The sequence below is a fragment of the Bacteroides sp. Marseille-P3684 genome (assembly GCF_900291465.1).
Taxonomy (GTDB): domain Bacteria; phylum Bacteroidota; class Bacteroidia; order Bacteroidales; family Bacteroidaceae; genus Phocaeicola_A.
Window position 1 is genome coordinate 2,263,127 of record NZ_LT985808.1, and the last position, 24,640, is coordinate 2,287,766.

15 protein-coding genes and 1 pseudogene are annotated in these 24,640 nt (G+C 38.6%); 12 read left to right on the forward strand and 4 right to left on the reverse strand.

Going from position 1 to position 24,640, the window contains the following annotated elements; translation table 11 throughout:
- The first annotated feature begins 1 nt into the window (after position 1).
- The 9 genes from C8275_RS08845 to C8275_RS08885 all read left to right on the forward strand — a co-directional run bounded on the left by C8275_RS08845 (position 2) and on the right by C8275_RS08885 (position 10,530).
- Positions 2-1,561, forward strand: coding sequence for a hypothetical protein (locus tag C8275_RS08845; protein WP_106484862.1), 1,560 nt, complete (start codon positions 2-4; stop codon positions 1,559-1,561).
- Positions 1,562-1,577: 16 nt separating this feature from the next.
- Entirely contained in the window at positions 1,578-2,516 is a 939-nt protein-coding gene (locus C8275_RS08850) for a hypothetical protein (RefSeq protein WP_234395734.1), read from the forward strand.
- 16 nt (positions 2,517-2,532) lie between these two features.
- Positions 2,533-5,025 carry an Hsp70 family protein gene (locus C8275_RS08855; RefSeq protein WP_106484863.1) on the forward strand — a complete coding sequence of 831 codons (2,493 nt, stop codon included), beginning with the start codon at positions 2,533-2,535 and terminating at the stop codon, positions 5,023-5,025.
- Positions 5,026-5,100: 75 nt separating this feature from the next.
- Positions 5,101-6,876 carry an AAA family ATPase gene (locus C8275_RS08860; protein WP_106484864.1) on the forward strand — a complete coding sequence of 592 codons (1,776 nt, stop codon included), beginning with the start codon at positions 5,101-5,103 and terminating at the stop codon, positions 6,874-6,876.
- 19 nt (positions 6,877-6,895) lie between these two features.
- Positions 6,896-7,402, forward strand: coding sequence for a TerB family tellurite resistance protein (locus C8275_RS08865; RefSeq protein ID WP_106484865.1), 507 nt, complete (start codon positions 6,896-6,898; stop codon positions 7,400-7,402).
- 61 nt (positions 7,403-7,463) lie between these two features.
- Positions 7,464-8,816, forward strand: coding sequence for a thioredoxin family protein (locus C8275_RS08870; RefSeq protein WP_106484866.1), 1,353 nt, complete (start codon positions 7,464-7,466; stop codon positions 8,814-8,816).
- A gap of 10 nt (positions 8,817-8,826) precedes the next feature.
- A complete protein-coding gene (locus tag C8275_RS08875; protein ID WP_157948227.1) occupies positions 8,827-9,174 on the forward strand; it encodes a hypothetical protein in 348 nt (115 codons plus the stop codon).
- 17 nt (positions 9,175-9,191) lie between these two features.
- Entirely contained in the window at positions 9,192-10,193 is a 1,002-nt protein-coding gene (locus tag C8275_RS08880; RefSeq protein WP_106484868.1) for a TIR domain-containing protein, read from the forward strand.
- A gap of 34 nt (positions 10,194-10,227) precedes the next feature.
- Positions 10,228-10,530, forward strand: coding sequence for a DUF6804 family protein (locus tag C8275_RS08885; RefSeq protein ID WP_106484869.1), 303 nt, complete (start codon positions 10,228-10,230; stop codon positions 10,528-10,530).
- A 25-nt stretch (positions 10,531-10,555) separates the two neighbouring features.
- Here C8275_RS08885 and C8275_RS08890 read toward each other — a convergent pair whose 3' ends face one another.
- Entirely contained in the window at positions 10,556-11,116 is a 561-nt protein-coding gene (locus C8275_RS08890) for a vancomycin high temperature exclusion protein (RefSeq protein ID WP_199881910.1), read from the reverse strand.
- A 126-nt stretch (positions 11,117-11,242) separates the two neighbouring features.
- On the opposite strand from C8275_RS08890, the gene C8275_RS08895 reads away from it, so the two are divergent.
- From C8275_RS08895 to C8275_RS08905, 3 genes and pseudogenes are all read left to right on the forward strand, one after another.
- Positions 11,243-11,620, forward strand: a complete 378-nt coding sequence (locus C8275_RS08895; RefSeq protein WP_234395676.1) for a hypothetical protein — start codon at positions 11,243-11,245, stop codon at positions 11,618-11,620.
- Between the two features lie 40 nt (positions 11,621-11,660).
- Positions 11,661-11,973 (forward strand): annotated as a pseudogene (gene tnpB / locus C8275_RS08900) (IS66 family insertion sequence element accessory protein TnpB).
- 77 nt (positions 11,974-12,050) lie between these two features.
- Positions 12,051-13,616, forward strand: coding sequence for an IS66 family transposase (locus C8275_RS08905; protein ID WP_106484871.1), 1,566 nt, complete (start codon positions 12,051-12,053; stop codon positions 13,614-13,616).
- 393 nt (positions 13,617-14,009) lie between these two features.
- On the opposite strand, the gene C8275_RS08910 is transcribed toward C8275_RS08905, so the two are convergent.
- The 3 genes from C8275_RS08910 to C8275_RS08920 are packed head-to-tail and all read right to left on the reverse strand — an operon-like array spanning position 14,010 to position 24,378.
- Entirely contained in the window at positions 14,010-15,038 is a 1,029-nt protein-coding gene (locus C8275_RS08910) for a YafY family protein (protein WP_106484872.1), read from the reverse strand.
- Positions 15,039-15,040: 2 nt separating this feature from the next.
- Positions 15,041-21,184 (reverse strand): DEAD/DEAH box helicase, encoded by a 6,144-nt coding sequence (locus tag C8275_RS08915; protein WP_106484873.1) that lies wholly within the window; start codon positions 21,182-21,184, stop codon positions 15,041-15,043.
- Positions 21,181-24,378: a hypothetical protein gene (locus tag C8275_RS08920; protein WP_106484874.1), complete on the reverse strand. Its 3,198-nt coding sequence runs from the start codon at positions 24,376-24,378 to the stop codon at positions 21,181-21,183. The genes C8275_RS08915 and C8275_RS08920 overlap by 4 nt, the downstream gene beginning before the upstream one ends.
- Positions 24,379-24,640: the final 262 nt, after the last annotated feature.

A 24,640-nucleotide genomic window follows, 5' to 3' on the forward strand; every position in this document is an offset into this window, starting at 1 on the left:
AATGAAGATTATAAATAACAACCCATATCGCCTACTTGGCGTTTATTCAACATCTCCTCAAAAAGAAGTTGTTGCAAATCAAGGTAAGATGAAGGCTTTCTTGAAAGTCGGCCGTCCAGTGACGTTTCCGCTTGATTTGAATGGCCTTTTACCTGATGTTTTGCGAACAGAACAAAGTGTTGCGGACGCTATTTCAAAATTGACGCTTCCTACGGAGCAATTACGATATGCTCAGTTCTGGTTTTCCAAGTGCAATCAGTTGGATGAAATCGCATGTGGAAAATTAACGAATGGTGACATAGACGGAGCTGTTGAAATATGGAAAAAGAAAGCAACTGCCTCTTCACTGCAAAACCTTCTTGTTTGTGCTCTCATCAGGAATCAGTTGGGAAATGCGATTAGTTATGCCCAAACTTTATATTCATCTTACAGTAATGAATTTGTCAAGATGGTATTAGGAGAGAATGCTTTGGCCACTTCAGATAATCTTGCACATGATTTTTTGAATGTCATATGTGAAGAGTTTAATCCTAATCAATTCCTTGGTTATATCACCAATTCCGAATGGAAGGAATATGTGGGTAGCAAAAGTACAAAGCCTATCATAGACAAGCTTTCATCTGCAATAGATGCTTGTAAATCATCGAGAGGAAAAGGTCCAACTGCTCGTTTGAATGCTGGAACAAAATTGATGAATAGTACTAAAGCAGACCTGGCTCAATTAAAGCAGTTCGTTCCTACTGGTGATTTGCAATATCAAATGATTGCGGATAAACTCGGTTTGGAAGTACTGCAATGCGGTATAGATTACTATAATGATTCAGATGCTGCTGACGCTGCTCGCAAAGCAATGGTTTTGCAGAAATATGCGCAATCTGTTGTTGTTGGAAAAATGGCAAAAGATCGTTGTAAAGAGAATGTAGATATTCTTAATCGAATCATTGCAGAACTCCCTCCGTCGGAAGTATTTGCTGAAGATAGAGCAATTAAGGAAGAACTGCGGAAATTTACCCGCCTTCCAGACAGAATAAGCTATTCAATGGACTTACTCAATAACACAAAGCCACACTTGCAGGGTATAAAGTCTAAATTAGGTTCATCGAATGGATATTACCTGAAGATTTCCACCCAGGTTGTTGGTAATGCCCTTCATAATGTCATAGAAGAAGTTAACGCACTTCAGAATGATCCCACCTTCCAGATGAACATGATATTGGATAAAGCCGCTGCTCTGTCTTCGCTACGTTCTGTTTTACGTTCTGCATGGCAAGCAACTAAGCTGATGGATACTTTCGATATGGAAAGCGACTTTAAGAATCATCGTTACAATGAGAATAGACGAACTCTTTCTAGCATGTGTAGTCAAGTTGGAGTTTCTACTTACACGTCATCATATTCTTCATCTTCTTCATCTTCTTCATATTCGTCTCGTCCATCATCACGTCCTGCCGCCGCATACAGTTCAACATCCTCATCAAATTCTTCGGATGATACAAACTGGGGATGTATTATTGCTATTATTATAGCCATTATAATATTCTGCATGGCACAATGTAACTAAATTAAATTCTATCAATGTGAGAAAAATTACAATTGGCATTTTGTGCTTGTTTTTGGTAAACAGTACATTTGCTCAGAGTGAGTCGAAAGAGCTATCCTCTTTAAAGAAGGAAGTAAGCGGACTGCAAACTTCTCAAAATCGTATTAAAAACGATGTTATTGTTCTTACGAACAAGAATCGGAAAGCAGAGTCTCGAATAAGTACATTGGAGGCCGCAAACAATGAATTAAAATCCAAGTTAGATAGTCTCCAAGTTGCTTATGATGACCTTGCGTCTAATCAAAAAGCAGACAAGACAGAACTTTCTGAAAGTATTAACCAAACAAATGACAAGGTTCAAGCTACCGAAGAAATATTGTCTTCTCGAACGATATGGGGCATGGGCGGTATATTTCTTTTGCTTCTAGCACTTGCTGCAACTGTTTGGGCTTTCATGAAGAAGTTCAAGTCTGGTTCTACATCAATTGATGACGTACGTAAAGCACAGTCTTCTTTGGAACAAGCCCAAGAGAATATTCGCAAAGCTCAGGAAAAAATGCAAGAAGAAACTATTCAACTTGACAATAAGTTAATAGAAGTGTTGAGTAATCAACCAGTACCAACTCCAACCACTATAGATGACGGAGAGATTGATCATTCACTTACTCTTAAAGTTGCAGACGAGATAGTAAAGATTGAAATGAATCTTTCTCGAATGGACGAGAGTATAAAAGGATACAAGCAACTTTCAAGAGGTGTTCAACGAATAAAGGATAATTTCAAGGCTAATGATTATGAAATCGTTGATATGCTAGGAAAACCTTATCAAGCAGGAATGAAGGCAGCTGTAACTTTTGTTACGGATGATACTTTAGAGCCTGGACAGCAAATCATCTCTCGAATTATTAAGCCACAAGTTAATTATAAACAAGTAATGATCCAGGCTGCTCAGATAGAAGTTAGCCAAGCAGAATAAAATTATTTCAATAATTATGGCAAGATTAAAAATTGATTACGGTATCGACCTGGGTACTACAAACTCTGCTATTTGCAGAATGGAAAAAGGTGAACCTGTCGTTATTAAGACAGACGTTCTTAAGGACACAATGCCTTCTTGTGTGTCATTTACCAAGCGCCAGAGCGTTAAAGCCGGTGACTCCGCCTTTAACGATTTGAAAAGTGATAAACGACGTGCGTCTAAGGCTGGTAAAAAAGAGGCCTCAAATGCCTATGTTGAGTTCAAGCGTACCATGGGTACTGATACAAAGTATACCAGTACATATATGGGTCGTGACTATTCTTCAGAAGAACTGTCTGCAGAGGTCCTGAAAACACTGAAGTCTTTTGTTACAGATGAAAATATCTCATCTGTGGTAATTACTGTACCTGCTAAGTTTACGGTAGGACAAAAAACTGCCACATTGGAGGCGGCTAAGATGGCTGGTTTTACGAAATGTGAACTCCTTCAGGAACCAATTGCAGCAGCTATGGCATATGGCTTAACTACTGATTCAAAAGATGGTATCTGGATGGTGTTCGACTTTGGCGGTGGAACTTTTGACGCTGCTTTGTTGAAAGTAGAAGACGGTATCATGCAGGTGTTTGATACTGAAGGTGACAACTATCTTGGTGGAAAGAATCTTGACTATGCAATTGTTGATAATATAATCATCCCTTATTTGCAGAAGAACTTTGTTATTGATGAAACTCTTAATAACGAAGAAAAGAAGGAAGTTCTACGTGATGCAATGAAGACATTTGCAGAAGAAACAAAGAATCAGCTTTCGTTCAAGGATAAGTATGATATTCTTTCAAACCTAGGTGATCTGGGAGAGGATGAAGATGGTGAAGAAATGGAGCTTGATTTAACTGTTTCGCAAAGTGAAGTGTTTGATGTTATGCGTCCTTATTTCCAAAAAGCAGTTGATATATGTAAGGAATTGGTAAATCGCAACCATCTATCTTCTTCACAAATCAATAAGCTGATTCTTGTAGGAGGTCCTACTCATTCACCCTTGATTCGACAGATGCTGAAGGATCAAATTACCCCCAATGTTGACACCTCTATTGACCCGATGACTGCTGTGGCTACAGGTGCCGCACTATATGCTTCTACTATGGATGCCGTGGTTGACCAGAAGGACATTAAAGTAGGAACAGTCAAATTAGAAATTGGTTACGAATCAACATCAGTAGAGCAGACAGAATGGGTTAGTGCAAGGTTAGAACCAGGTAGCTCATATTCAAAAGTTTTCGTTGAATTAGAAAGAAGCGATAAAGCATGGTCAAGCGGCAAGGTGGAAATTGACGCTACTGGTAATGTAATAGAAGCCAATCTTCTTGAATCAAAGCCAAATTCATTTGCAATTGTTGCCTACGATGAGAAGGGTAATAAAGTACCTTGTTTCCCCAATGAGATAACGATTATCCAGGGCTCTAAAGTTGGAGCAGCACCACTTCCATATAATATCGGTATCGCTACATGGAGTGAAGTGAAAAAGCGTCCAGTCTTTAGAATGGCTAAGGGCTTGGAAAAGAACAAACCTGTACCAGCAGTAGGAGTTATTAATGACCTAAAAACTACAAGTAAGTTGCGTCCAGGTGTAGAAAGTGATGTCTTGAAGATACCTGTTTATCAGGTTGATGATTTCAAGGGTGCTGAAGGCAGGAGCGCTTCATTGTATGAATATGTTGCAGATATCGTTATTACAGGTGAAGATGTTGAATCATTAATCACAGAAGATTCCTCGGTAGACGTAACGTTAAAGGTTGATACTTCTGAACAAATGACTCTTGAAGTTCATTTCCTCGCAACAGATACTACTGTAGAAAAACAGCTTGATACAAGTAAGAAACAATCGATAGAAGATGCAACAAAGGTTATTGACAAAGATTTAGCTGAAGCTCAGCGTAGTATCAGCCGACTTAGCGGCACTGGAGTGAATATAGATGACTTGCAGAATAAGCTTGATGCAGTAAAGAATGAAGCTGCTAATAGTTCTGAGAAAAAAGCTGTCCTGCAACATCTTAAGGAAGTTCTTCGTGAAATTGAGGATCAAGATGATGCAACCGAATGGGATCGAGTCGAGAAGGAACTACGTGAAGAATTTGACCGACTTGAAAAGGCTCAGAATGACCTTGGTAACGATAAGACCTTACAGATTGTTAACCAATTGAGACATCAAACAGATCAGGTCATCCACAGTAAGGATGTCAAGATGGGGCGTGAGGTTCTTGAACAAATAAATGCCCTCTTTGTACATTTGACTCTGCTATATCAGTGTATGGGCTTTATCGAGCATTACAATGGTCGTTTCGGTTCTGTAAGATGGACGGATTCTAGCCGAGCACGTCAGTTGATTAATAGAGGTTTGGCTGCTATCAATAACAATCCTACGGTGGATGTTCTGCATCCAATAGTTTGTGGATTGATTGATTTGATGCCAGATGATGAAAAAGAAGGTGCGGGCGGTATGCTCAGATAGTTTTATTCGCCTTCTGTGTTTAGCCACAGAAGGCGAATCATAGATATTACTGCAAATTAAAATTTTAAGCCATATATGCTTTACAAAAAGAAGGATAATATTGGGCCCTACACGGTTACATTTCAGCATAAAGAAGGTTCTTATGCTGAAACGTATCGTGTTAAGGATTCTCAAGGCAAAACACGTTTCTTGAAACTGATTGATTATTCTAAACTTAATAGACATCAAATAGACGATAATGGACGTGTTGTGGAGGTTGAAATCTCAAAATGTCTCAACCACCATAATTTGTGTAGTTATATTGACTCCGGAAGCATATTGGCTAATGGAGGGCAACGAACATATATTGTGACAGAGTTCGTTAGTGGTGAAACACTTGCTCAGAGAATCATTCGAGATGATGATATCAGTGTTTATGATATTAAAAAGGTTGCTAAAGCTGTGCTGTCGGCACTCGATTCAATTCACAACCAAGACGAGCCTATTGTGCATGGAGAGGTAACGATTCAAAATGTAATGCTCAATTTAGTAGGAGGTTTGGAGGATTTGAAGTTGATTGATTTTGGACATGCTCGGTTTTTGAATCAACCACCTGCAAAGCCTAATTTAAATGAATTGAATCCTTTTTATTTGGCACCTGAGAGATTTTCTGGTGTTTGTCAGATACAATCAGATATCTATTCTGTCGGTGTAATGATGTATCACCTGCTATATGGAGAGTTGCCTTGGTTTCTTGACATTTCAAGAATCAAAGGTGATAAAGTGGAACGCATTTTAACGGAAAGGGAAAAACCTCTTAAAATTCCAACAACTGATATTTTTGAGTTGGATGAACAGTTATTAAACTGTATAGTAAAGGCGTTAAGTTATGATGTGGAAAACCGTTTCCAAACAGCGCAGGAGTTCATAAAAGCAATTGATGGTGAGATAAAAGTAGAACGCCAGCCAACGTATAGAAAAGTTAAATCAGACGAATCAAAAAAGGAAGATAATGATGCTAAGCGGTCTCTTTCAAGAAAGGTGGAGGGACCTGGATTCGCAGCTATTGCTGGCATGGATGACCTAAAACGCCAAATGAGGGAAGAGGTTATAGACCCACTTCATAATCCAGAGGAATATCATAGATATGGAGTGACAATTCCAAATGGAATGTTACTATATGGACCTCCAGGGTGCGGTAAAACTTTTTTTGCAAAACATTTTGCTGAAGAAGTCGGATTTAATTTCATGCAAGTAACTCCAGCTACCTTAAAGAGCAAATGGATAAATGCGACTCAGGAAAATATTGCAGCAATGTTTCATGAGGCTGAAGCAAATGCTCCGACCATCATATTTATAGATGAATTGGATGATTTATTAAAGGATCGGTCATTAGCTGATGATAAAGGTATGTCTGGCATTAACGAGTTCCTGGCACAGATGGACAGAACTGGTGAGAAGGGTATCTTTATCATTGGTGCCACGAATAAGTCTGATGTTCTTGATTCTGCTGTATTGCGTGCTGGCAGACTTGAAAAAAAATATTATATTGGAGTTCCCGATAAAGCAGCAAGAGAAGCGCTTTTCAAGTTATATTTAGAAAAACGCCCATATGATTTTGGTATAGACTATGGATTGCTTGCAGATTTGACACACAATTATGTTTCTGCTGACATACAGTTGATTGTAAATGATGCGTCAAGAGCTGCTTTAAAGGCGCATAGTAAGATTACTATGGAGTTGCTTCAGAATGCAATTTCAAAAGTAAAGCAATCTATATCTGATAACGAATTAAAAAAATATGAACGTATCAGAGCTATTATGAATGGTGAAAAGATTACGTCCGATAGACCAAGAATAGGATTTAAGTAACTTTTTAAATATTTAAATTATGAATAATCAAGATTTACTTTTGAAAACCATTTTCGCATGTATGGCATGTGATGGTGACATTGCACCCGAAGAAATCCAGGTGCTACGAGAGCTAATTACAAACACTGATTTGTTCAATGAATTAGATGTTGAAGTTATATTAAAGAAATATGTAGATTCTATCAACCAAGATGGAGTGTCATTTTTGAACAAATATCTGAGTGACGTTGCTGAGGATGCATTATCGAAGGAAGAACAAATGTGTTTGGTGGATTTAGCTTTTAAGACAATCGAAGCAGATAAACGAATTGAATACTCAGAAGTGAAATTCTTCAAGAAAATTCGAGTTAGGCTTTCACTCACAGATGAAGAAATCCTCGCCAAATATCCAGATAAAGAGGACTTTTTGCTTCCAGATATCAATGTTGCGGACGATCCAGAATGGAATAATGTGACTTTTGCAGAAATCACTTTAAGTCTGGATAAGGACCCCCAAAGTGCTGATAAGGAACAAGAAGCTGAGTAGTTTTGTCATTATATCTGTCAAATGATGTATTAGTGTTCAATTTTAAAAGTGTTTTGATATTATGGGTTTTTTCGATATTTTTAGACGAAAGAAAGAGCCAGAGATGCCTGAGGCACTAGCAAAGGTTTATAAGTTGTTTTTCCCAGAAGGAAGAGAGCAACAAGTGTATCTGACTAGCCAATTAAGTCAAAAATTAGGCAATCGTTATAACGAAGATGTAGTTGCAAATAACTATATTTTTGTTTTGACATGTCTTTTTATGGATGAAGATAAAACCCTGAGCACAATTACGGGGAAGGTAAAACGTCGTATAAATAACCAGCTGACAGATTCTGACATTCGAATTATCTACAACCATGCTGTAGATAATAACAAGCAGTTGTCACAGACCATTGGCTTATTAAATGCAATGGAAATGATGTGCAACACAGGAACTGCTGAAGATGTTATGCCGGAAGGCTATGGTGAATTCGGATTAGATATAACGAATCCAGTTCCTATTCATGGCGTACCTCAAAATGAAGTGTATCTAAGAAAATTGCGCCTTTCTGACGGTTCAAAAATATCATGGAAAAGGATTGGGTCTTGTAATGCTCCAAACATTGAACACATAATCGACAGATATGAAATATGTGATCAATTTGGTAACAAGGTGTGCAATTTGTACTTATGTCCTTACAATAGAAAGACAAGTAATAAAGTACCAAAAGGATTTATTTTTGAAGGGCAGAAACCATCCGTGGCTGCTCCTTTGAATAAAAGTTTACAAGGTAAAATATTACCGTCCAAAGGTGTTTCCTATGCAACAGACGATAATGGCGAGCCACTACTGGTTTTCTATCGTTCATCGTCAAAAGTATTTGTGAATAAAAGAACGAGTAACGATTCCGTAGGATATTTTCTGAATATAAGACGACCTTTACTCCTGGATGTCACTGGCATGGACAAAATAGAAATACCTCCCATGCCTTCAGAATGTGATGGAATCATCCTAAAAGGTTATGGAATAAATAATTCTACAGGATTCATTGTTAGAGATTTCCAGTCACAAACGATGGAAATTCCTTTGGGAGATTCAAATTTGTCAAAATCTCCAGCTACATCTTCCAATGAGGCATACCTGTTGTTATTTAGCGCATCATGGTGTGGTCCTTCTAAGCGATTCGTGAAAGAGATTAATGAAGCCGGAATTAACTCTTACACATATATTGATGTTGAACAAGAGGGTACTGAAGATCTGCAAGAGAAGTATAATGTAAGGAGTATTCCTATGACTTTCCTGGTCAAGACAAATGGAGATATTATCAACAAATGGGTTGGGTATGATGACGAAGATCCAGGACAGACCCAATTCGTGAATTATATACGAACTTGTGGGTACAATATTATTCCCTATAATGGTGAGAAGTTATAATATATATGAAATGTTAGATACACTAAGTATAAAACAGAAAAAAGCTTTGGCTCTTGTCGGTCTGAGTATATTGGGCATTTCATACGGTGGAAGGATTAGAACAAATGAACCTGATATATATGCTTTGTTCGTGGATTTCTTCTTTGTTGATTCACAAGAAGAAATTTTTCCAATCCTTCAAGACATAGTCAGTATGAATCAGGACGAGGCTATAGAGATAGCCAAACAGCTAAGCAATCGCGAAAAAGATGAATTCCGTACGTATATGGTTGATGTTGCAGGTGGAGATAGTAGAAGGTTACTTGCGCTTGCTTCTTTCATGCAAAACATTGGATTCAATTCTAGTTACTTTGAATAAAACGCCCTCTAGATATAATGACTGAGACATACGATATATTCATAAGCTATTCCAACAAAGACCGTCAATTAGTCCACGAGTATGCAAAGTTCTTGGAGGATTATGGATATAAAGTTTGGTATGATGTCAAAGGTCTCTATGGCGGTGCTAAATTTGCAGGTGAAATTGCAGATGCCATTGAGGCTTCAAAACTTTTTGTATTCTTCTCTTCCGAAAATTCAAATAAATCAGAGTGGACAAAAGGAGAGATTTTTCTGGCTCAAAAATATAACAAGCAAATACTTCCTGTACGAATTGATGATTCTGAATATGAGAAGTCTGTAATGATTGTTTTATTGCCTTTACAATATATTGTTTGTAAGAATGGTGTATATGACGAGTCATTGGCGGAATTACAGAGTGCAATCAGTAGATTCATAGGAGAGCCAGATAAGAAGAATTTGTCAAGTAAGAATAACGAGAAGCCCAAACGCCGTTGGGTTAAACAAAGTCTATGGTTCTCTGGCTTTCTATCCTTGTTTTTTGCATTTTTCATGATGGTTGTTAGTGGTGAGTACATGATAAATGTTTCTCTGTCACTATTCTCAATGACGATTACTGCTTTTCTCTGTTTTCTGGCTTGTTTGTATATAGTTCGACTTGACAAATATTGGGATGAACGATCTATGACCATAAATATAATATATTTATTGGGGATGACGTTCTTCTTGTCCTATTCGATTATGGCATTTGGCTTGTGTTATATTAGTTATGAAATTTTCTCATTGAACTATCCAAGTATCATTTGTGCTGCAATTTCAATTTATGCATTGATAAGGTTGATGAATTATAAGAAAGTGGGATATATCCTTCTATGGATTTGCGTATTTCTGTTCTCTGTCGGTAGCTATTGGTGGCTTATGCATTCTATAATTGCTCCCATTGTTATTGCAGTTGTCGGTGCCATTTGTATGCTTTTACTCACAACTATATTAAAGCAAAAACACAATGGTACTTCAATGTGGAGCAAGTTGTCTTAGCTCCATTACAAAATGAATATTACTTGATTTGATTATGATTGTTAAGTTTTCATATCTAATATTATCGGCATTATTGTTGCTATGTCTTGCTCCGATGCCTTATGGGTATTATCAATTAGTGAGGTTTGTCGCAATGGTATTATTTGCAATCTATGCATATAACTATTGGATTAAGGAGATTAAACCATTGGCGATAACCTTTGGTGCATTGGCGCTGTTGTTTCAGCCTTTTATTAAGGTCGCTCTTGGCAGAGCGATGTGGAATGTCACAGATGTCGTTGTTGCACTTGGACTGATAGGGTTATACCTATATGAAAATAATAAGGTTAGCAACTGAGGTAGGTTAAAGATAGCCCTGGTATCTATTCCCCTTTTTCATAAGTTGCGGGTTCTTTGCCAGTGAGTATGTCGACAAAAACCTTAACCCTTGCAAAATATTCGCGAACATATGTCATAAGTGCCATTTTTGATGTGGGATCAGCAGCATTGTAGCCCTTAATGTCATGTACTTCAAGTCCAAGATATTCTGTAAGATAAATAGCTCTTTCGTTATGGAATCTTTGTGATATAACTACAAAGCTGTGAATATTAAATACCTTTACAGCTCTGACCACTGCATCAAGTGTTCTAAACCCTTTTCCATCCAAGATGATGTCATTGGTATCAACTCCATGAGCAATGAGAGAATCTTTCATACATTCAACCTCATTTACTCCGTCAAGGCTGTTTTCATCGCCGCTAATGAGAATGTGTTTTATTTTCCTTGCTTTATAAAGATGTTCTGCTGCTTCGATGCGGAACTTGAAAAATTGATTCTGCCTTCTTCCGATTCTTGTCTGAGGTGTTGTCCCCAACAATAAACCATATTCGGTAGTTGTCACTTGTTCAATGTCAGAAAACAGCTTTCCTTTAGCGTTGTTCACTATGATTATATTACATACCAGTATCGAAGTAAGACATACAACACCAATAATAGCGTAAGCATTCGGTAAACCACGTATTTTCGTCTCCAACTTCCATCATTAACTTTACGTCCAAAAAGCCAAGTTATGATGACACGAGAAGAAGTGGTAGAGATAATGAACTACTGCAAAGAGCACAAAATGACTTATAAGTCAAGACTGGAGGAACTCAATATCCCTGTATGGCGGTTTTATGACAGCAAATCCCGTTATGCCGCCGAGCAATCATCTGGTAAAACGGCTCAAGGTGAGTTTATCGAGCTTCCGCACAGCGGATCTTTTGTTCCGGTTCCTTCATTTGCCGGAACGAGCGGACGTAAACAGAAAAGTATACCGGCCACGCCAAGCGGATTGAAAGAGATAGAAATACGTACCCCGGCCGGTAGTGCCATACGTATCTGCGGTGAACTGAACGACAAGGAACTGCATTCAATCATCCAGGCCTGCAGCCATGTTCAGCCTTAATGACAGTATGCGCTATCTGTTGTATAACCGCCCTACTGATATGCGCAAAAGCTTTCATACTCTCAGCGGTATCATCACCGACGCCATGGGTCAGGACCCCTGCAGCGGCAATGTGTATATTCATAAACCGTGCCCGTGACCGCATAAAGCTCCTGCATTGGGAGCCGGGCGGCATGGTGCTGTATTCCAAACTTCTGGAAGCCGGTACCTTAGGCAAGCCTGATTCTGTCAACGACAATGAGGTCTGTGCAAATATAGAATGGCGGGAACTTGTCATGATAGTGGAGGGTATCATGGAAGCCCGCGACTCCCGTCGCACGAGACTTGAAAACCTGCAGAAACTTCGAAAATAGTGTCGTTTTCTTACTCTGTTTGCTTTTGTATGTCATTGGATTTTAGTATATTTACATTGTGAAACAATGAGATACAGATGCTTACGGAAGAACAGGAAAAAGCCTTATTGGAAGAGGTTGATAAGCTCCGCCAGGATAAAGCGGCGCTTATCAGCAGGGTTGCTTCGCTGGAGCAGTCGCTGTACTGGCTCCGGAAAAAAGTCTTCGGACGGATGAGCGAAAAAAATCTTCCGCTTGATCCCAACCAGTTGTTTCTGTTCTCAAAAGAAGAAATGTCCTCCATGGAAATATCCCGGATGGAGGATGAAGTCCGCAAAAGCGATGAAGAAATCACCAGAACCATAAAAGTCAAGGAGAAGCCGTCCCGCAAGCCCTTGGATACATCTTCTCTTCCGGTAGAAGTTGTTGATCTTTACCCCGAAGGAACAACTGACGGGGAAGGCAGGCTTAAGGATGATTTCATTGAAATCGGAAAGGAAGAGAGTTCACGCCTGGAGCGTGTTCCGGCAAAAGTATATATCCTGAAGACCGTCCGTCACAAAGTGATAAGAAAATCCGATATGGAGAAATATCCCGAGGAAAGGCAGATTCTGATTCATCCTCTTCCTCTTATCCCGGTCAGCAAATGTATGGCAGGCGCCTCGGTCCTGACGGACATTATCATCGGCAAGTTCATGTATCATCTCCCGTTCTACCGTCTGATACAGCAGTATCGCGAATCAGGAATCATCATAAGCGAATCTACCATGTGCGGATGGTATGAAATGGCGGTGGAGAAACTCAGGCTTCTGTACAACCTGCTCAAACAGAAGATACTCTCCAGTGAGTATATACAAGTGGACGAGAGTGTCATTCCTGTGCTGGACAATGAGAAACATAAGGCGAAAAAGGGGTATGAGTGGTGCGTACGCGACGGCATCACGGGGGACGTCATGTTCCATTATGACCGTGGCAGCCGTTCGGGCATGGTAGCCCGTGAACTGCTGGGATGCTGCCGTGGCATTGTGCAATGTGACGGCTATGCAGCTTACGAACAGTTTGAGCAGATGAAAGGAATTACTCTGGCCGGCTGCTGGGCACATGTCAGAAGAAAATACGTGGATGCTCTGGAAGAGAACAGGACCCTGGCTACACAGGCGATTCACTACATCGGCAAGTTGTACAAGATAGAGTCTGATGCCAATGATGCAGGGCTCACTACTGAAGAGCGTAAGGAAAAACGTATCCATGAGTCCTATCCGCTGATACTTGAATTTGAAAAGTGGCTGCAGGATGCTTATCTTAGAGTACTTCCTAAAAGCCGTATGGGTAAAGCCATCGAATATACTTACACGCTCCTTCCAAGACTTTCCAGATACGTAAACGACGGAAGAATCGAAATTGATGACAACCGCATAGAAAATGCCATAAGACCTTTGGCTTTGGGAAGAAAGAACTATCTGTTCTGCGGCAACGACGCATCCGCATACAGGGCTGCTATCGTGTACTCACTGATTGCCACCTGCAAATCAGCAGAAGTAGACCCTAGAATCTGGATGGAAGATGTCCTGAGCAAAATTCCATATTATGAGAGGGATGAGAAGAATATGGAAGAACTTCTACCACGTAATTGGGCAAAATCCAATCAAACTTGTTCCGAATAGATACTATTAGTTCCGAATCGACTACGAATAGCACCGATTCGGAACTAATTCACAAAATTTGCAACGTGGTTTACCGAATGCTTACCCTGAAAGATGGGACTTATATTTAAATGAAAAAGCCATAATACTGCCGTAGATAAAGAGTGTATATGTATAATCAATCTTCTATACAAAATTCGTAATCAGATAAAAATATATCAGATTTTATATACTTTCGCTTTTTGAAGAGTAGATTTAAAGGAATTTTAAAAGAGGCGTATCATTACTCAATACAAAGCTTGATACGCCTTTTCTTTTAGAATGTTCAATTTTAATATTTTGCACACTATCACGTTCCATATAATGTTGGTTAATATCTGCTCTGTTATATCTGTTTATTATAAAAGTATAATTTTATATGCAATCGCAATGCACAGAGCGATATTTGTTGAGACATTTCTCAATTTTAGTCTTAATGCTCATTCTGTATTTATCTGGAGCTAGGACTTCAACATCAGGTCCAAAAGCTAGAATTAATTGGTCAAGTTCTCGTGTTGGTATTACTTTGATAGTAACTATACACTTGTATTCATCAATAATTTTCTGTGAGGTATGCAGTGGCTTTGAAACAATATATTTAAATCGTTCTGAACTAAATTGCAAAATAATTGTTTCGGCCTCCTGTACTTCATAAGGCACCGATACCCCTACAATATCATCAAAGTAAGAGTTGAAATCCACAAGGTCATTTTTACAGAATGGTACATCACTTCTACTTATCCGCTCAATTCGGTCAAGGGCTCGGTTGACAATATAATCTTTCCCATCAATACGTCCGAATATGAACCATCTGTTATTATATTGTTTCATATAATATGGATGAAGCACATTCGTTGAACTAATGCCTGCGTGTGTTGTGTAGCTTACTTCGAGAGGCTGGTGATTGATTGTTGCGTCTATGAGAGTTGAAAGGTATTCAAGCCCTTTTAAACATGAGTTACACTGAAATGAAATAAGATTTTCTCTATCCGATTTTACTCCAAAACGAAGTTCTAGATTGGAGATAACATCTTCAAGCCAAGCATTACCAGTAACTCCACGATATTTACTAAGCATTTCAATTATCGAGCGTAAAGAGTTAACCTCGGTAACCGATAGACCATTCTGGTAGATTGAATAGTTTGGCTCAGAATATCTGTAGTAGCATTTCCTTCCTCCAAATGGTTTGGCATCAAGATAGATGTTATCGGGTAGCATCTTTCTTATGGCATTTAGGTCACCTCGTAACTGACGCAACTTGATGGTAGAGTCCGAACCTTCCAATTCATAAAGATGATTGTTGACTATTTCAAGGAGATCTTCGATAGTATATTTCTTATTCCAGTCACTGAAGCATCTGTCCAGCACTTGATAACGATACTGAGCGTTTCTATTTTCTGACATTGTTAGAGTTGCTTATATGAGATGGTGTAAAGTATTCCGTTTCCTATCTGCTGTTTATTGAACAGTTCGAGATCTATATTCCAATCTTCTCTGAAATCGCGGTCGGTGCATTCAGCGTTATCTCTTCCAAATGGTGCCCATCCTTTTGCTATACCTGCATCTGGACGTATACAGACCTCTGCATTATCCGCTTTAACCGTCAGACACCGTTCATGCTCAACATAACCTGTATCTTGAATTTCCGGTTCTATTCCGGTCAGTTCAAATATAGCAGCCTTCAGGAAGTGATTTCTCTTCTTACCGTTGGCAAAATCTTTTATAGCATTTACTGCCACATCTGAGTCATTAATTGAGACGATATTTGTGACGATAACCTTAATTGATACCAAGACTAAGTCTGCTTCATTCTTCAGACTGGAAATCATTTTTGCCAAAAGCATACAGCCTAAGGGCGTTTTTAGGTATCTATCAGAATATTCAATAGAAACAGCCTTGCCTCGTAGGTTAGATATTATTCTATTCCAATTACCAGTTTCCGGAGCTTTCAGAGAATCAAAAAAACGACCCAACGAGCTGTGTTCTCTTATTCTATATTCGAACATAAAGGAAGAATCGTCCGATGAAAAGGCGCTCAACAGTTGCATTCTATTTATGTCGGCATAGGACAATGAATTTGGCTGTGTGGTTATGAATACATCTCCACTTCCCCAATTCTTAGAATAGGATGTATCAATATTTTTCCCAAAGTATGTTTTGACGATTCCGTCATTCATAATCACGACCATCAACGGAAATAATCCTGTCGGCAGTGTGTTTTCAAGACATTTAAAGTTGGTTTTAAATACCTCCGCAATTAAAGTTGCACTGTCAGCTGACGAGAGTGATTTTACATCTGGTACGCTTGGCAGTATAAAGGCAACGTCAACTCCTTCTAGAGATAGTTCTGTGAGAATTTTTTTAAATGGGAATGTTTCCGCATCCCATTGAGAAATGTTGTCGTTGACAAATATTCTGATACCAGAGATGTCCTTGTTCCGTGTGAGCTGATAAAACTCGGTCGTGATGTCTGATGTCACAGCATGAGAATCAGGCATTAAATAAATAATTTCCTTTGGGGCAACACGGGCCTTGACTTCCTGTCTTAACCATTCTAGAGCCTTAGGCCGGTTAAGATAGTTCGTATACCATTGCGATCTGCGATCTATAAGGCACTTCGTGCAAGACCGTTCACAGTCGCATCTTTCAAGAGTTTCCAAAGCCATTTTTAGGACTTCATCTTTATATTCTCGGAAGAGCAATGAATAACCTGCACCACCGAGAGCAGTATCATATATGAAAATAGAATGATTTATGCCATCATAGCCGAACTCAATTTCTCCATCGTTGACACCGAGCAGTTCCGTGAGTTTACGGCTAAGAATCACGCCGAGAGAATAGAGTGTCTCAGTGTCTTCTACCAGATTGTTGTCCTTGTCATAAAACTTGATCTCAACAAAGTCAGTCTGGTATCTTCCGACCAACAACACATGACGTCTTACTGCAGCACCGTCATTTTCGCCACCGGGACAAGAGGTCGAAGCTAGAAGATGTTTATGGTGCGACAGCATCCGCTCTGTGGTGTCTGGTGATTTTTCTGATTTCATTCTACCGCAATAAGGACAGAAAGCATATCCATACCCATTCGTTCCTTTATTATAAAAGAGAATCTCAGACCTTGGCGTTGAACAGCGGATAGACATTTTTGCAGAATTTGTCTTCAGAAGCCAGGCATCCATTTCAAGCAAAATAGGCTGAATGAAATTCATACTGCCGAGAGAGTCCATTTTTCGAGTCGGGGTCGAATCCCATGCTACGGAGAACGCAGCTGGTTCAACGACCTCTGTAAAACGCTGATCTGTCGATAGTGAGATGTCCTTTATGCCATGCATAGTTCCATGCCGACCGCACTTGGGACAATCCGTCTTGGCACTTCCATAGATAATAGTTGTATAACCACAATGAGTGCAATTCTGTATGATATACCTTGAAGTGCTGTCATCGTATTTTGTCTTCAGACGAATACCATTGGTCTCATAGACCCATTCGTTTTTCACTACTGGATTACCGGGAGCATAAGAGGAGATGGCCTGACTTATATGCAATGTCGGTGAGTTACCGTCAACCTTTTCCTTACCGTCTAGCAGACACTCAACTAGTCCTAAGGGTAAACCTGCACTTGGCAGAAAAGAATTTTCAGCAAGATATGACAACATCGAGGTCTTTAAAAAATTTTCCTCTTGTTTCTCTATAGCTTTGATAGCATTGGTCGTTCCTGATTCATTCTTTAGAGATTCAATCGCCTTTGCAAGAGCTCCTTTATGAGCATCAAAGACATTGTAAACAGCAACTATGTCTTTTTTGACTACTTGTGCGACATCCGCCAATGTTATCTGAGCGAGACTTGTTCCCTTAATTAATTTTGAATATGGTTCTTGAAGACGTTCAACCTTTCCGCTGATTACACTATCAATATAATTTAGAAACTTATCAAAGAAAGACATCCCTTCTGCCGTGACAAAAAAATCCCTAAGAGTTGCCGTAACCCTGATTCCCCCTTGATCTGCTACAAAGGATGCGAATACCATCGCATTAACATGACGTTGAATCAACTGACGGCTTTCCAATTTTAACAACGGAGTTTCTGTTACATGTGTAATCGGATAATCTGGATTGTTCCATGTATGAGTTCCAATAGGATTGGGAGCACAAACAGTTAAAGCCAAGGCTTTAGTTTCACTTCTTCGTCCTGCACGTCCCGTACGCTGAAGGTAATTTGACGATTTTGGCGGCACATTATTCATGACGACTTCTGTAATACCACCAATATCGACCCCCATCTCCATTGTTGTTGAGCAAGAAAGAATATTGATTTTCCCCTCATTAAACTCTCTTTCGTATCGGTCAAGATCTTCTGACGATTGCTGAGCTGAATGTTCAGCCGATATAAAAATCGGTTTTGAAGTAAATACTCTGGAGTTCATAACCCCGAACACACCAGCAGCCTTTTGTTCAGAGAAGTTCTTCTCAATCCATTCCATGACATTCTTTTCTGTCTGATCCGCAGACTTGAATGGGAAAAGCGGATTTACAAACTCCGTCTTGATTTTGAATCTATCGAAATTTTCACGACCGATGTAACCGTTCATTCTTGGGCTATAGCCACAGAACGGCGCATCTATAATAACATTGTCAACAGGACAGAGATAACCTTTTTCGATAAGTTGCAGCTTAACTTTATCCCCCATGAGATCAAGCATATATCCTTGATTTTCTACATCTGTTGCTTCAAGAACATTTTGTTTCAGAAAATCCCATGCGGCATCAAGTATTGAGTTGATGTCAGCAATCTTTATTTGATTGATTTGAGAAATATCATCATAATCTAGAACTGCACACAGAAGAAGAACGAGTCTGTTCTGATTCTCATTAATACCTTTTGAACTTACATTGACTTTAAACCATTTCGATACAGGGTTCCCATTCTTCCTCAGTTCTGAATTTGAAGGATATATAGGAGAACAGTACTTATTTTGTGTAAGGTAATCTTTATAAGCTCCAGAAAGCATATAATGACGACCTCCACGAATGACATAATCCATACAGATCTTGAGAAAATTCTGCCAGTCGGTGTCTGTACATCTTTTCTGAAGGAGTGCTGGGCATTTCGCATTTTTAAGTGCTGGATAGACAAGACGTACGAATCCCATCGTTTCCAATGAGTTCGCCCGTTTAGGAATCCATCCGAATTGGTCGACAAGAAGTGCTTTCAGATAGTCCGTTGCATTCTTGAAATTTTTTCTGCCACGTGCTTTATCAACATGTTCATACAACTTCTTGAAATTTGAGTCATTTTCAAGAGACTGGCTTATTTGCCCCCATGACACCTCCTCGGGATTGGGGATTACTGGTGTGCCATTCTTTTTTTCTTCAAGTCGTTTAAATTTTTCAAAAAGTAAGGTCGGAAGATGTTCCCGAATACTCAGATATGCATTGTATTCTGCTTCCTCATCAGGGGTCAGACCACCAGGTTTCACATCATTCAAACGCATGTCGGCAAGTTTATGAAAAATGGAAGCTCGAATCCATGAACGTTCTACATCCTGATTAAGTTCCATCGCAGAACGTGCAGACCCTTGACGGCTATCGGTAAATGTTATATACTTTCGGCCTTCATATACAACGTCTGCGTCATTACTGTCAATGGGTTCAGCATTATCAAGAAGCAATGTTGCTAAAGTACGTCCAATTTGGGTAGCACTTATTCTGAGATAATCAAGGTTTTTAAACTCGCTGAGATTATTGCCACAATGAGGACAAAGAACGTGATTATCTCCTGAGTGTCGAAGAGATTGATATATAACAGGAATACTTTCTTCACTTTTTAAAGAAGTAAAACACTTGTTGCTTCTATTGTCTTCAGGGACAAGTTCTATTTTACCATTCCGATGATTGAAGATGTGATATGTTCTATTCGCATTTTTCCTTAGACATGCTTTCTTCGGAATGGCGAAAAAGAAGCGAGAAAAGCCATCCGCCTCATTTTGCTCAACATCTTCTATATTTCCCATATCTTCCAAATCAATGAGATCTTCCTTTTGCTCATAGAAAAGACTCTTGTCAAGATCAATTACATTGGTGTGCATCCTAAATCCCTTAGTTGTGCTTGTTTCACCCACTATAATGGGAGAGCCGCAAGACGAACATGTAGCAAGTTCCAGCATCTTTGATTTACAAACTGGACAATTCATATTTTGATATGTTGTCAGACTTCCTATCGACAATCTATATCCCTTATGACGCTGACAATCGGGATTGGTGCAAACATACACTCCACTTATCGATCTAACAAATAAATGAGCACGTGTTGGCAATAAAGCTCCAAGGCCGCCTCCTTTGTTTATACCTTTCACTTTTTCCCCGAGAGCATCTATTATTTCCAATGAGGTATCCACATTTTTCCCAATTCCTTTATCAAGCATACGACCGATTTCCTTTGCTTTCAATACCGGCGAAGAGTTAAGCTTTTTTCTCAACTTCTCAATATCAGAATAACTCAATTCGATACTAAACTTTTTGCTTATTTTGGACAATTGATCTTCTGCAATTCCCTTGTTTAGTTCTGGAATAATGCGCTTGCCACTAATTATTTTTATATCTTCAAATGGTTTTCCAGTGAGTTGAGACACAAAAGTTTTTAGCTTTATCGTCGTTTTGGGGTCACTTTCATCCCCGATAGTCGCTGATGTTACAGCAAAATTCACTTGATCAATAGTTACGCCAAAAGCATCTAGTACACGACGGATTTGCAATGATAATTCAGCGGCTGAAGAGCCAGTATAAGTATGTGCTTCATCTAAAAGAATCCATTTGAGCTTCCCTTTGGATTTTTCCAAGATTTCACGGTCTTCTGCTCGTACCAACATATAGTTGAGCATAGTTGGATTAGTAAAGAGAATCTGAGGCGGAGTTTTCCTTATTTGAGGCCTTGTTACGAGCTGTGGATAATGAGATGCAGTATATCTGTCAGACCGATTTCTTTTGTCGGTTTCTCCATTATATATCGCATAGGTAACCTTTTCGGGAAGAGCTTTGCACCAAGCATGAATACGTTTCTGTTGGCTTTTCATCAGTGCATTCAAAGGATAAAGGAATATGGCCTGAACACAATTTTTTTCATTGGTTTTAGCCAAATCTTGCAACACAGGTATCATAAAACACTCTGTTTTACCTGATCCTGTTCCGGTAGTCACGACAATGGTTTGTGGTCGAGAAGAAAGCATAGTTCTCCAGCTTTCTGTTTGATGCTTATAAGGATGCCTGTCTAATGGAAATCTCAAATCCTTGTCAACTTCTTCGCTACTCAGTGCATTAACAAATGAAGGAGTTAACAATCTGAGTTTAGAAGAATGTTCCTCAAAACTGTCGGCACTCTCCTCCCAAGGGAATATTGATTGGAATACAGGTTCTGCAAAAAGAGGCTCATCCTTAGTCAAAATTCTCTTGATATATTCTTGTTCTTGGGCTTGACCCTTGAACCAAAGAGAGGCAAGAGAATCTATTAATAATTCCTTGGCCTTATTGTAGAATGAAAAATAATTCATATTCATTTGTTTACAATTTGTTTTACTGTCCCAATGAATATCTCACTGTAGGTTTCTTTAAAGTATTTTCGGTAAAAATTAGTGATACGAGCATAGTCTCGACTTTCCAATAAAAAAAGATTTGTGCGATTTTTTACTTGTGCGAAGTTTTCCGCAGCACACATTGCGGACTCAATCATTACACGATAAGACTTGTGCATCTCTTGGTCTACATAATATTTATTTTGAAGTACAAATCGGGTTATAGGTAGGTCTATATTGTTATCTGTATATCCATGTATTTTTGATTTAAATTGATTAATGTCAGCTCTTGAGAAAATCCTGGCATTTCCGATATTCCCTCCCGCAACATATTGAGTAAGTTCAGACGCAACTTCTGCAGATAGTGTAGCGTTGAAAAGTGCATTTATCAGTTCTGTAATCTCACCTAATTTTGTATTCATTATATTAATGAGTGTTGGAGGAAGCGAACGTATGAAACTCTCAATACATTCTCCCCACACAGTGTGCGGAATCCAATGTACTGCAATGTTTAATTCATCTTCAAAACGGTCAATTTCTTGAATGAGAACATCGGAAGCGCCATTAATCCAACAAGCTAATATTAAGTTAACCAATAATTTAGGTTCACAACCAATAGCTTTGAAAGCATTATATGTGGTAAATGGAAGATTAAATTCTGAAATAATACGGAATGCTTTTACTGTCTTTGCCCAATACTCGCCGGCAAAAACATCATCCTTGCAAAGCCTTTCACTCCAAAGTATTGTATTAGCAGCAGACATCTCTCCACGTACTTCCGAACTGTAATCTTCTTGTTCAAAATTGTAATACTTAGGAACAAGCCTGCGCGAACTTTCGGGACCAGAGAAAAGAATTGCTTCCGAATTCAAAAGCTCATCAGGAATTGTAAACAAGTTCATTTGTCGATTATACGGCTCAAGCTTTATCTGCACTAATTCAGCTGGTTTTATATTTTCTGAAACCGGCAATGCATATACATCACCGTCATATATGAAATCGGAAGTGTCTTCGCTGGTATAATCTGTGATTCGAATTTTATCTGAACTCAACTCACTATCAAGAACAAATTTTCTTATATAGATGCGTTTGTCAAATATTTTTAGTTCTATGGAACTACTACGGTCAAAAGTATTTGCACCATATAATTGAAACATTCTTGCAAACAAATCACGATAATCGGATAATGGAACTATACCTTCAATTACTGGACTCTTAAGATGCTTGATTGTATTGTCATCCTTTATTTTATCAGATTTGTAAGTTACATCTATCATACCAGACTGTCCATGACTGATTATATTAAAATATCTCAGGTTATCATAAGATATGATTTTTCCCGATGGCACAATTTTCCCTTCCAAATCAGATATTACTATACCCTCAAACGGTGCTACAACAGATACTTTCAAAGGAGGATTATTCTCGGCAATTATTTTCAAATTACACGTAGGAGAATATTTAGAAGCACAGGCATCTCTGGAAATCCTCCAGGTATTTTTATCCGTCATTTCAACAGATAAGTTTTCGCATTCATCAACTTTTGCAGAGATAACATGGCGAGAATATAGGTGTAGCTCTGTGGAAAACATTGTTTCGTTGCGAGAGACAAATGTCATATCGTCTATGAAATAAAATGTTTCCATCACGTATTTATTGTCAGGAAATTCAACCTTGATATCAACAAGCCCAAATGGCAAAAGGCATGAATTGGACAAATTCCGCCACTCAGCCTTACTATTATGAACACGATATTTAGGCTTGATATTCCCGACTCTAGTGCCAGTTTGGTCAAAAACGCTTATTACTGGAATGCGAGTCAATAACTTAAAATTAGATTGCTCTACCCATTGTATATATGTACCTCTGAATTCAGCGCTATAAGGCGTGAACTCATTGGTTATGGTTATATCCTCATTTGACATGCAATTGTGTAAATCTACTTTATCAGTAAATTTAATCGCCGAATAAAGTTCTCCATTTAGTAATAGCTTATGACTACCATCACACTTCCAATTAGTGGAGAAAACAGCTATATTATTTTCAGCATTCGCTGTCGATTTCAAAGAATATACATTATCATCAAGCATTTGGAAAACCTGAGGGCATTCAAAATTCGGAGGATAACTACCACATAAAGTTGGAAACAATCTGTCATCGTTGTCACACCTGATCTTAACTTCAACTACAGGTTCTCCACTCCACTTTATATCATTTGCTACGCCAACAGTTATACGAGAATATATCGCACCGATAACCTCTCCTTTGTCATCTTTAACTAGGGATTTTCTTACATACTTTCCAACAAGTATACCAGAGACAAACACATCGAAGGTGTAGCACGATTGATAGTTTAGACCTTCAATAGATTTTGATGAAATCTCTTTTACTATATTTAAATTGACAAAAAGATTTGCAGTTTTACTTGAGGTCAAACGAAGTTTCCAACTTAGAGAAAGTGGTTTGGTTCTATGTTCACTCTTAACTCGCCGGTATTCTCTTTTTAAGGATTTAGTCAGTTCTGACAAAGAGGAATCCGTATCATCATATGGTAGCCAGCGGTCTTCTTCGGATATGATTGCATGAGCAATCTGTAATGAAACATCGTAAATATTGTCATTTTTGAACGCTTTCCCAAGATAAGCTATACAATTAAAATTCTTGATTAAATCTATATTATTATCATCCCAATCAATATTTATTGAAGACAATTCTTCAACCAATCCAATGAGAAAACGTGAAAACCCGCTAAGATTAGTTCCGTTCTTTATGTAATTTACAGGAAGACCTCCTTGATTTAGTAAAGTTCTAAAATATTCATTCCCCTTGAGAGAGTGAATAAATGCAAATCCATGACTTTTAAGCCCATGACGTGCAGCTTTATATAGTTGCTCCCAACAATAATGAGGCAGTCCTAATCCGACTGCAACATCTTCTCTGGAAGGAATTCCTCCATTATAGTCTCTTCTCCACCATTCAGCGTAACACAAGGCCGCCTCTATTCCAAAATCTTCTAATCGATACGCATTTTGGACAAGAGTCTCCTTTAAGTTTGTATATTCTTCCTCGGTTAATTTAAGTTTCCAAAGGGGCATATCTGGGGTTATGGACGGTCTGTTACGAGCATCCAAAATCCTCATCAAAACAACATGCTGTTCACTATTGCATATATTAACCATGTTCTAAAAATCAATTGGTTTATAATCTTTTGTAAAGATAGCGCAATTCTGTGCAATCACAATGCACAGTAAACAAAAAAATCCAAGATGGATACATTTTTTTCCATGTATTGATAAATAACTTAATTACTGTACTCACTTAAATTTGTTGGTATTGCAATAGATTTGGAGCGATAATCGACAATAAGAAGTCAAAGCAATAAACGATTTACCAAAATTCTGCAATGAAGATATAGAGAAAGTAGACACTGGACATTATCCA